Here is an 8,963-nt window from a genome sequence, read left to right on the forward strand (position 1 = left end):
CCTAAAAATTAGAGAGCGAAGGGCTCAAAATTTATCACGGGGCAAAGATATCAGCTACTAAAGTAGCAAATATCTAACGCCAATCTCTACGAAAATTGACTAGCCCCCTGATTAACTCGGTTAGGCCAGTAAAATCGGCTAGCCTAACCTCGTGTCGTAATGAAACTACGTGAGTTCCAAGAAATCATCCACTGGATAATTTCTTCTTGCGTCCGCACTTTTAAACGACATTCCCTTTTCAAAATCGATATTATTTTGAAAAGGGAATTAGTAAGGTAGCTAGGTAAGTCGCCATAGCGATTACCGTAGTTCATCAGTGATTTTTAATCGCTGATGAGCTTGCTACGTTAGAAAGTATCAAAGATGCTAACTTTGATTTTAATTGGGTATAAAATTCGGTTAGATTAAACCACTAGATACTTCTGCACTTTCATAAAGCAGGGAGGAGCTCTAATTTATAGAGGCTTTTTCTACTCCCTAATTCAAGAAGCAGCTTCAATAAATATGGGCTGAGCACTTGATTGCCCAGCCCTCTTTTCTTTTTTTAAATGACCAACCTGATTTAACTTAGATTTTTTCGCCTTCTTCTTCTTTTTCCTTAGCGATTTGTTCTTTAATCTTGCGTTCTTCTTCTTCCTTGGCCAGACGTTCAGCTTCAGCACGTGCTCGAACAGCAGCCCGCTTAGCTTCAGGATCTGGGTGAATAGTTACATTACCAGACTCAATTTCTTCAAGAGCCCGCAGGGTTGACTTAACAGACTTAAATTCTTGAGTTGGCCGTGCCCCCTCTTCCAATTCATGTGCCCGCTTAGCCTGCAGGATACAGAGTGAATATTTTGAAGGAATGCGATCTAGTAAGGTATCAATAGAAGGTTTTAACATCATAAGGCAATTTCTCTTTTCTAACTTAAATATCTTTAATCATCTTGTTATAGTGACCAATGACACGATCAACACGGCAGTGCTCCGCTTCAATAATTCGTTTAACTCGTTCAGCAGCCAGAGGCACCTGGTCATTGACAACAGCATAGTCATATTCCCTCATGAGGGCGATTTCTTCCTTGGCACGCTCAATTCTTTGGGCAATGACTTCCTGACTATCTGTTCCCCGACCTACCAAGCGGTCTTTTAATTCATCTAAATCAGGCGGTGTTAGGAAAATAAAGACTCCATCTGGAACCTTTTTCTTAACTTGGAGAGCCCCCTGAACTTCAATTTCTAAGAAGACGTCAATTCCCTTGTCCAGCGTTTCATTGACATAAGTCAAAGGAGTCCCATAATAGTTGCCAACATATTCAGCATACTCTAGCATTTGCCCTTGGCGAATCAATTCTTCAAATTCCTGACGAGTTCGGAAGAAATAGTCAACACCATCCTTTTCACCGGGACGTTGAGCACGGGTTGTCATCGAGACCGAGTATTCAAATTTGTGGTCTGGTGTGGAAAAAATTTCCTGACGAACAGTTCCTTTACCGACCCCTGAAGGTCCGGAGAAAACAATCAACAATCCACGTTCGGACATAGTAGACTCCTTAATATTTCTTATGCCTTAGTTTAACAAAAATAGCACTTTTTATCAAGCACCCAGCCGGTTGTGAACTCACAAAAGACTGATAGAATTAGCCTTTTCAAACTAAAAATTTTTAAGAAAATCACTCCCACAAACGCAGCCTTTTATAGTATAATGGTAAGGTATGCTTAAAAGGCAAATTATTCACAAGGAGGGGTTCTCATGAAACAGATGTTTCTTTCTGTAAATAATCAACTTAATGAAATTGAAACATTCGAGCCAGGGGCTTGGATTAATCTCGTGAACCCTTCCCAGGAAGAATCTGTTCGCCTTGCTGAAAAATTCAAGATTGATATTACTGACTTGCGAGCACCGCTGGATGCGGAAGAAAGTTCTCGGATTAGTGTTGAAGATAACTATACTCTGATTATTGTTGATGTCCCTACCCAAGAGGACCGTAATGGCAAGAGTTATTATGTTACTATTCCTCTGGGTATCGTGGTGACCGAGGATGTGGTGATTACCACCTGTTTGGAGCCCTTGGATTTATTTGATAAATTTCTTAATCATCGAATTAGAGGCTTCTACACCTTTATGAAGACGCGTTTCGTCTTTCAGCTCCTCTACCGCAATGCCGAGCTCTTTCTGACCGCCTTGCGTTCCATTGACCGTCAGAGCGACCGTATCGAAGCTCAACTGGAGGATGCCACTCGCAACGAACAACTAATTGATATGATGGAGCTAGAAAAATCCATTATTTACCTGAAAGCGTCTCTGAAGATTAACGAGCGTATCGTCAAGAAATTATCAGGTCATACTTCCAGCTTAAAAAAATATGTTGATGATGAAGATCTCTTGGAAGATAGCTTAATTGAAACCCAACAGGCCATCGAAATGGCTAGCATTTATGAAAATGTCCTCAATATCATGACAGAGACGTCTGCTTCCATTATTTCCAACAATCAGAATTCCATTATGAAGACCCTGGCCCTAATGACCATGGCCTTGGATATTCCAACCGTTATCTTCTCAGCCTATGGGATGAACTTCAAAAATAACTGGCTTCCCCTCAACGGTCTGCCCCACGCCTTTTGGGTAATCGCTGCAATTTCCACGGCCTTGAGTGCCACAGCCGTTATCTTTTTCATCCGCAAACGCTGGTTCTAAAAAGTTACTTAGATTGGAGTCATCCTACCATGGATTTACAAGAATTAACCAAGAAAAACCAAGAATTTGTTACTATTGCCACCCACCAATTTAAGAAAGACGGCAAAAGTGATGAAGAAATCGAAGCCATTTTTAACGAGGTTCTCCCGACTATCATTGAAAATCAAAAGCAGGGAAATACGGCCCGCTACCTTTTAGGAGCCCCAACCGCTTGGGCCAAATCCTTCAGTACTAAAACTGTTGAGAACGGTCAAGCTATAGATTCAGCTACCAATAAAAATCCTTGGCTTATGTGGATGGATAGCAGTCTCCTCTTTTTTGGCGGCTTCTCGCTCTTTTACGGTTTCGTCAACCTAACCAGCGGTAAGACCTCAGCACAGGTCTATGGGATTAGCTCAATCCTTGTTATTGCTCTTAGCGGTGCTGCTGCTTTCTACGGCCTCTATCACTTTGTCTATCGCTATTCTGGCAACCCCAAGGATGAACGGCCTAGCCTTTGGAAGTCTCTAGCCTATATGGCCGGTTTTACCCTACTCTGGATTTTAGCGGTCGGATTGACAGCCTTAATCCCTAAATTCCTCAACCCTGTGCTCCCTGGACTAGCTACTATGATTATCGGTGCTATCAGTTTAGGTCTCCGATACTATCTGAAAAAGCGCTACAATATCCAAAGTGCCCTTGCTGCCACTCAAGCACCTAGGAATACTAACGGAAAATAAATCTAATACAAAATGGGCCTTTCAAACCGAGAGGTCCATTTTATATTCTTCGAATTCACCCCACTAGGAGCTGCTCTCTCCTATTTTCGGGAGGTCCGGCTGGCACCAAATCAATTGGCGCTTCCAAATCTCTTGACACAAAGCACAAACAGGTGTTTAAGCCTGATTGCACTTTCTCGTTTCTAGGTGTAAAGAAAAAGCGCTCCACCAGAGCTCGTTTGTGTTTTCCAATTTCTAGGCACAAAGAAAAAAGGTCCACCGGTCCTCTGTCTGCTCTCTCTTGTTTCTTGGAGCAGAGAAGTAAGATAGTCCGGTGAACTATTTTAGCGGACTTCCCGAAAATCAAAAGAACTCTGGCTCCACTGGGGCTTGTTTGCGCTTTCTAGTTTCTAGGAACAAAGAAAAAAACGGTCCACTTGGACCATTTTTTTAATCTTCGTTTACGAATGGCATAAGAGCCATAATGCGAGCACGCTTGATTGCTGTTGTTACCTTACGTTGGTTCTTAGCTGAAGTTCCTGTTACACGACGAGGAAGAATTTTTCCACGTTCTGAAACGAAACGGCTAAGTAATTCTGTATCTTTGTAATCAACATATTCAATTTTGTTAGCTGCGATATAATCAACTTTTTTACGGCGTTTGAATCCGCCACGACGTTGTTGAGCCATGTTTGTTCTCCTTTATTTTATTTTTGACTTGCTTGCACAAGTCCATGTCCTAGCCACTTAGAATGGAAGGTCGTCATCGGAAATATCCATTGGGTTAGAATTACCAAATGGACTTTCATCACGGCCGAAGTTCGGTGTAGCTTGCTGTTGGCCACCACCAAAGTTTGATGAGCTATTGCCGCCAGCATTGTAGGAACCTGTACCGTTAGCTTCCCGAGTGGCACGACTTTCCAGAAGTTGGAAATTGTCAGCGACAACCTCGGTTACATAAACCCGTTGACCTTGTTGGTTTTCATAATTACGCGTCTGAATGCGACCTGTAATCCCAATCAAAGCCCCTTTCTTAGCCCAATTGGCCAAGTTTTCGGCTTGCTGACGCCAGATAACACAGTTGATGAAATCAGCCTCACGCTCACCATTTTGGTTTTTGAAGTTGCGGTTAACAGCTAAACTGAAGGTTGCAACAGCTTGATTGGATGGGGTGTAACGAAGCTCGGCATCCCGAGTCATACGACCCACGAGTACGACATTATTAATCATAATTTACCTTCTTAAGCGTCAAGCTTAACAATCATGTGACGAAGAATATCGTTGTTGATTTTTGACAAACGGTCAAACTCGTTAAGAGCATGAGCGTCTTGGGTTTCAACGTTAACGATATGGTAAAGTCCTTCACGGAAATCTTGGATTTCGTAAGCAAGACGACGTTTTTCCCAATCTTTTGATTCAACAACAGTTGCACCGTTGTCTGTCAAGATAGCGTCAAAGCGTTCTACCAAAGCGTTTTTAGCTTCTTCTTCAATGTTTGGACGAATAATATAAAGAATTTCGTATTTAGCCATTGATATTTTCCTCCTTTTGGTCTAATGACCCCAAGTCCTAGCAAGGGGTAAGTGAGGGATACTCACAAGACACTATTATACAGGAAAACGGGGCTGATTGCAAGGGATAAAGTCATTTTCGATTAGCTGAGGAATGAGAACCATCAAACTTCAAAATATGATTTTTGATATTTCTTCGCTCTCTAGTTTTTGGGCTCAGGCAGATTTAATCTTCCGGACTAAATCTCTCTCAATCTTCCGGTATCAGTGACATCTTTGTCATCACTGATAATTCCACTAGGGCGAAAATATCAGTTTTAACTCACTTCCTTTGTAGATTAAGCTATAGTATAATTTTTCTACTTGAAAATAATTTCGGATTTCGATTTTAGCTAAGTAGGAGGAAAAAAGGCCCTAAAAAATCCCTAATCAGGGATTGGGTTAGAAAATTTATAAAGGTATCAAAGAAGATTACTCATTTATCGTCCTTCTTAGCAAAGCGATAGGTCATATAATCGCTCATGGTTTGGACATCCTGATTGGTTAAGTCCCTTTCTGTCATCGAATTATTAATGAAGGTGATGACGGGTAGCAGGATATAAATAAAGATGGCAAAGTGAGGGAAGACATAGGCTAGAAGCAAGATACCAATAAAAGGGAGGACTATCTGGAGCCCCAAGCGAATCAACACCCCTTTGCTTTCAGGCTTAGGTCGGTTGGAATCAGTGTTAGATTTTTCCCTTTCGGCATGTAGTTGCTTAATCCCCACTCGAAAAAGCATGAAATTACTGGAAATAGAAATAACAGTAATCAAAATCCCATAGGACAAAACCGCCAGGGAATAATTCTCAAACTTAGTCAGGAGCTGCAAGAAGAGGGGCACTAGGCAGATAAACATGTGGTTGACCATATCCCAGGTCATGATTGGGACTGATATTTTTTCCGTCAGAACCATTGTTCTAGCTCGACGGTACCATTGATTGGCAATAATGATAAAACTGATTAAGAACCAAAGGATATCCGTCCCAAACTGGGGCAATTGACTCATTTTATCAGGAACCTTGATACTCAAAACCAAGATAGTCATGATAATGGCGTAGAGACCATCACTAAGGGTATCAAACTTTTTGGTTAAATTTTCCAGCATAATCTTAACAGCCTGCTTCCTCTTATTTTTACCCTACTATTATAAGATAGGAGAAAGCTATTTTCAAGGCGGATAAAAACCTGCTTAGATTTCTATCTGAGCAGGTTCATTTTATCTTGCTAGAGGAGTAGAGTTATTTTAATTAATAAAGTTCAGCTGCTCCAGCTACCCACCAAACCCAATATATCCGATAGCTCCCGTTAAAGCTCCAATGGCTCCACTAAGAATAGGATTTGGATATGGAATTGGAGGGTCTGGAACGAAAGGTCCAAAGCCACCTGCCATCTCTGTTAATTCTTCTTGCTCTGCTGTTGTAAATTGTTCAAATGCTACTGTATTCATGTGAATCCCCCCCTTATTTTTTACTTGGTCATCTACTACTTTACTTCATGTAATTTGACCTGTTTTTGTTACTGATCAACTGAACTTATTTTCAATTGATAATAAATATTGTAAGGAATAAAACACAAGTAGGCAAGTGATCTTGGGCGGTTTAACCAAATTAAAAGACGTCCGAAGACGACAGCTAAATTTTCTAAACTATTTCTGTTCGGAGATGTTGTTACTCTTATGAAATGGGCTGGTTTTACGCAATCTATCAACGAAAAATTTGCTGATTGCTTTTTGCGTAGAGGATGAACCAATACCTGCTTAAATAATCTAAAAGTCCAGACTCAAGAAAATAAGTAGTTTTTAAAGAAGCAAAAAACCTGCCAGAACAAGTCTGAACAGGTCTCTTTGCTTCTATCTAACTAGAGCATTATATTAATAAGGTTCAATTGCCCTAAAATTAGAGTTAGAATTAGTGTGTCATATTATACCATGCTTCACCGGCACCATAAGACAGGGCATACGCACCTGCGCAGATTCCAACTACAGCAGCAGTAGCAAGTATAGGGAGAATACCACCGTTGATTTCTTGAAGTTCTTCATCTGTTGCGTTAGCAAAGTTCATAATTGCAGTATTTTCTTTCATTGTTCTTATCTCCTATATCTTATCCGTGTGAATTGTATCCGTTGTAGAATCCTGTGGCAATGATACCTGTACCAGGGCCAAGTGCCCATGCACCAGCTAGCGCCCATTCGCCACCTTTCCAGTTATCCCAGAACCAGCCACCTTCAATGGCCATCAAACTATTTGCGTCAACAGTTTCAAATTTTTCAAATGCAATTGTATTCATGTGAATCCCCTTGTTGTTATTAGATCACTGTTCGATTATTTTTAGAGAGACTGCCTCTAAAAAAACTACTTTAATATCGGAATTAGTGTGTCATCGTATACCATGCCTGACCGACACCATAAGACAGGGCATACGCACCTGCGCAGATTCCAACTATGGCAGCAACATCATCAATTCCAATAATACCACCATTGATTTTTTGAAGTTCTTCGTCTGTTACGTTATCAAAGTTCATAATTGCAGTATTTTCTTTCATTGTTCTTATCTCCTATATTCTTTATCCGTGTGAATTGTATCCGTTGTAGAATCCTGTGGCAATGATACCTGTACCAGGGCCAAGTGCCCATGCACCAGCTAGCGCCCATTCGCCACCTTTCCAGTTGTCCCAGAACCAGCCACCTTCAACAGCCATTAAACTGTTTGCGTCGACAGTTTCAAATTTTTCAAATGCAATAGTATTCATATGAATATCCTCCTTATTTAGTGCTTGGTCGCTTACTACTCCTGTAATTGACCTATCTTCTTTTACCAATCGAAATTATTTTCAATTGATAGTAATTATTATACGAGATAGAGCGCACATAGACAAGCAATTCTGAGAGACTTAATTAAATTTTAAAAAATTGATAACGTTTACTAAAATTTCTGAATTATTATCATTTGAAAATAAATACAAAAATCCAACTCTAGAAAGAACTAGAATCGGATCTCACCTTATTATTAAATCATTGTTTATATTTTTAGAGAATACTGTCTCTAAAACTTACTGGCACTGCCACTGCCAGCAAAACTACCATAAAGGCTGCCAACTGCACCACCGATTAAAGTTCCAAATCCATAGTAAGGAATTACTGGAACGATCGGAGGTTCTGGAAAGAAACCTCCCGAGACTGCTGTCAATTCTTCTGAACTCATTTCTTCAAAATTTTCTGAAATTCTTGTATCCATGTTGAATACCCTCCTTAAATTTAACTCGGCCTTTCACTCACTCCGTGTAAATTGACCTGTTTTGTCACTGATCAACTGAATTTATTTTCAATTGATAACAACTATTTTAGCGAACTTAAATTCTGTTAGCAAGCATTTTTAAGGTTTTTAAAGATTCAGCAATACAAATGATGTGGTGCCTTAATTTTTTCGAATATTTTTATTTGAAAATAAATAAAATCAACCCCAGACAGAGTTGATTTTAATTTACAAACTAATCAGCCCAGTAAAGCTAAATCCGCTTTAGGATAGAAGCCAATTCTTAATAAGCTGCAAAACTAGCAATACCTGAAGCCCAACTATTTACAATAGTATTCGTAGCTGCTTCCAAAGGACTCTTGGTAACTTGATAACCCCAGTGGCCATTCTCATCTCTGTAGGAATAACCGTTAGCACATTCCATAAATATAGTGCGTTCACCACCAGCGACTGCCGCTAGATTATCATTTTCGACTGTTGCAAATTCTTCAAATGCGACTGTATTCATTAGTAAATCTCCTTTTGGCCAGAATTCTGCCCCGATAATTTCTTGTCAGCCGAAGTTTTTCTGACTGACGAAGACTAGTTTAGCAGGCTAAAATGCCTAAAGCAAGCAATTTTGGAGTTTTTAACCGAGATAAAAATTAATCGAAAAGGGAAAGTGAATTTTCTCCCGAATTGTCAAGTTAAGTGCAACAGTTGTTATCTGATACCAAGTTGAAGAGGGACTAGGCTGTTTGATAGTTGAGTAGTCTTCTTGGTCTTTGATTGATAGCTAAGGTC

Annotated in this window: 15 protein-coding genes; 2 read left to right on the top strand and 13 right to left on the bottom strand. The window is 40.1% G+C overall.

Features of this window, described 5'->3' with window-relative positions; genetic code table 11:
- Window positions 1-567: 567 nt before the first annotated feature.
- Window positions 568-885 (bottom strand): DNA-directed RNA polymerase subunit omega, encoded by a 318-nt coding sequence (gene rpoZ, locus BS63_RS0109930; RefSeq protein WP_002961559.1) that lies wholly within the window; start codon window positions 883-885, stop codon window positions 568-570.
- A 22-nt stretch (window positions 886-907) separates the two neighbouring features.
- On the bottom strand, window positions 908-1,522 hold the full coding sequence (gene gmk / locus BS63_RS0109935; RefSeq protein ID WP_002961561.1) for a guanylate kinase: 615 nt from the start codon (window positions 1,520-1,522) through the stop codon (window positions 908-910).
- Window positions 1,523-1,732: 210 nt separating this feature from the next.
- Here gmk and BS63_RS0109940 point away from each other — a divergent pair, with 210 nt between their 5' ends.
- Together BS63_RS0109940 and BS63_RS0109945 are read left to right on the top strand one after the other, a co-directional pair.
- A complete protein-coding gene (locus tag BS63_RS0109940) occupies window positions 1,733-2,677 on the top strand; it encodes a magnesium transporter CorA family protein (RefSeq protein ID WP_002961563.1) in 945 nt (314 codons plus the stop codon).
- Window positions 2,678-2,706: 29 nt separating this feature from the next.
- Window positions 2,707-3,396 (top strand): DUF1129 domain-containing protein, encoded by a 690-nt coding sequence (locus BS63_RS0109945; protein ID WP_002961565.1) that lies wholly within the window; start codon window positions 2,707-2,709, stop codon window positions 3,394-3,396.
- Window positions 3,397-3,825: 429 nt separating this feature from the next.
- Here the strand turns inward: BS63_RS0109945 and rpsR are convergent, their stop codons facing one another.
- The 11 genes from rpsR to BS63_RS0110000 form a co-directional block, all read right to left on the bottom strand.
- Complete coding sequence (gene rpsR, locus BS63_RS0109950) at window positions 3,826-4,065, bottom strand: 30S ribosomal protein S18 (RefSeq protein WP_002961569.1); 240 nt, start codon at window positions 4,063-4,065, stop codon at window positions 3,826-3,828.
- Window positions 4,066-4,122: 57 nt separating this feature from the next.
- Window positions 4,123-4,605: a single-stranded DNA-binding protein gene (locus BS63_RS0109955; protein ID WP_002961571.1), complete on the bottom strand. Its 483-nt coding sequence runs from the start codon at window positions 4,603-4,605 to the stop codon at window positions 4,123-4,125.
- A gap of 11 nt (window positions 4,606-4,616) precedes the next feature.
- A complete protein-coding gene (rpsF, locus tag BS63_RS0109960; protein WP_002961573.1) occupies window positions 4,617-4,907 on the bottom strand; it encodes a 30S ribosomal protein S6 in 291 nt (96 codons plus the stop codon).
- 454 nt (window positions 4,908-5,361) lie between these two features.
- Entirely contained in the window at window positions 5,362-6,033 is a 672-nt protein-coding gene (locus BS63_RS0109965; protein WP_002961575.1) for a TMEM175 family protein, read from the bottom strand.
- A gap of 165 nt (window positions 6,034-6,198) precedes the next feature.
- Window positions 6,199-6,375 carry a hypothetical protein gene (locus tag BS63_RS1000000112170; RefSeq protein WP_169447861.1) on the bottom strand — a complete coding sequence of 59 codons (177 nt, stop codon included), beginning with the start codon at window positions 6,373-6,375 and terminating at the stop codon, window positions 6,199-6,201.
- Window positions 6,376-6,835: 460 nt separating this feature from the next.
- Window positions 6,836-7,009 (bottom strand): class IIb bacteriocin, lactobin A/cerein 7B family, encoded by a 174-nt coding sequence (locus BS63_RS1000000111995; RefSeq protein ID WP_080651904.1) that lies wholly within the window; start codon window positions 7,007-7,009, stop codon window positions 6,836-6,838.
- 19 nt (window positions 7,010-7,028) lie between these two features.
- The gene (locus BS63_RS0109980; RefSeq protein WP_019771033.1) at window positions 7,029-7,214 is read right to left on the bottom strand and encodes a hypothetical protein; all 186 of its coding nucleotides are present in this window, start codon (window positions 7,212-7,214) and stop codon (window positions 7,029-7,031) included.
- Window positions 7,215-7,296: 82 nt separating this feature from the next.
- A complete protein-coding gene (locus tag BS63_RS1000000112000) occupies window positions 7,297-7,470 on the bottom strand; it encodes a class IIb bacteriocin, lactobin A/cerein 7B family (protein ID WP_019769835.1) in 174 nt (57 codons plus the stop codon).
- 21 nt (window positions 7,471-7,491) lie between these two features.
- On the bottom strand, window positions 7,492-7,677 hold the full coding sequence (locus BS63_RS0109990; RefSeq protein ID WP_019769836.1) for a hypothetical protein: 186 nt from the start codon (window positions 7,675-7,677) through the stop codon (window positions 7,492-7,494).
- Between the two features lie 293 nt (window positions 7,678-7,970).
- Complete coding sequence (locus BS63_RS0109995; protein WP_002963416.1) at window positions 7,971-8,162, bottom strand: bacteriocin; 192 nt, start codon at window positions 8,160-8,162, stop codon at window positions 7,971-7,973.
- Window positions 8,163-8,463: 301 nt separating this feature from the next.
- The gene (locus tag BS63_RS0110000) at window positions 8,464-8,688 is read right to left on the bottom strand and encodes a garvicin Q family class II bacteriocin (protein ID WP_002963417.1); all 225 of its coding nucleotides are present in this window, start codon (window positions 8,686-8,688) and stop codon (window positions 8,464-8,466) included.
- Between the last annotated feature and the right edge of the window lie 275 nt (window positions 8,689-8,963).

Source organism: Streptococcus sobrinus DSM 20742 = ATCC 33478 (genome assembly GCF_000686605.1).
GTDB lineage: Bacteria > Bacillota > Bacilli > Lactobacillales > Streptococcaceae > Streptococcus > Streptococcus sobrinus.

Excerpts from the sequence above, each read along its gene's own strand:
- BS63_RS0109955 (WP_002961571.1), bottom strand. The coding sequence starts at position 4,605 with ATGATTAATAATGTCGTACTCGTGGGTCGTATGACTCGGGATGCCGAG.
- BS63_RS0109940 (WP_002961563.1), top strand. The coding sequence starts at position 1,733 with ATGAAACAGATGTTTCTTTCTGTAAATAATCAACTTAATGAAATTGAA.
- rpsF (WP_002961573.1), bottom strand. The coding sequence starts at position 4,907 with ATGGCTAAATACGAAATTCTTTATATTATTCGTCCAAACATTGAAGAA.
- gmk (WP_002961561.1), bottom strand. The coding sequence starts at position 1,522 with ATGTCCGAACGTGGATTGTTGATTGTTTTCTCCGGACCTTCAGGGGTC.
- BS63_RS0109965 (WP_002961575.1), bottom strand. The coding sequence starts at position 6,033 with ATGCTGGAAAATTTAACCAAAAAGTTTGATACCCTTAGTGATGGTCTC.
- rpoZ (WP_002961559.1), bottom strand. The coding sequence starts at position 885 with ATGATGTTAAAACCTTCTATTGATACCTTACTAGATCGCATTCCTTCA.
- BS63_RS1000000111995 (WP_080651904.1), bottom strand. The coding sequence starts at position 7,009 with ATGAAAGAAAATACTGCAATTATGAACTTTGCTAACGCAACAGATGAA.
- BS63_RS1000000112170 (WP_169447861.1), bottom strand. The coding sequence starts at position 6,375 with ATGAATACAGTAGCATTTGAACAATTTACAACAGCAGAGCAAGAAGAA.
- BS63_RS0109945 (WP_002961565.1), top strand. The coding sequence starts at position 2,707 with ATGGATTTACAAGAATTAACCAAGAAAAACCAAGAATTTGTTACTATT.
- BS63_RS0110000 (WP_002963417.1), bottom strand. The coding sequence starts at position 8,688 with ATGAATACAGTCGCATTTGAAGAATTTGCAACAGTCGAAAATGATAAT.
- BS63_RS0109980 (WP_019771033.1), bottom strand. The coding sequence starts at position 7,214 with ATGAATACAATTGCATTTGAAAAATTTGAAACTGTTGACGCAAATAGT.
- BS63_RS0109990 (WP_019769836.1), bottom strand. The coding sequence starts at position 7,677 with ATGAATACTATTGCATTTGAAAAATTTGAAACTGTCGACGCAAACAGT.
- BS63_RS0109995 (WP_002963416.1), bottom strand. The coding sequence starts at position 8,162 with ATGGATACAAGAATTTCAGAAAATTTTGAAGAAATGAGTTCAGAAGAA.
- BS63_RS1000000112000 (WP_019769835.1), bottom strand. The coding sequence starts at position 7,470 with ATGAAAGAAAATACTGCAATTATGAACTTTGATAACGTAACAGACGAA.
- rpsR (WP_002961569.1), bottom strand. The coding sequence starts at position 4,065 with ATGGCTCAACAACGTCGTGGCGGATTCAAACGCCGTAAAAAAGTTGAT.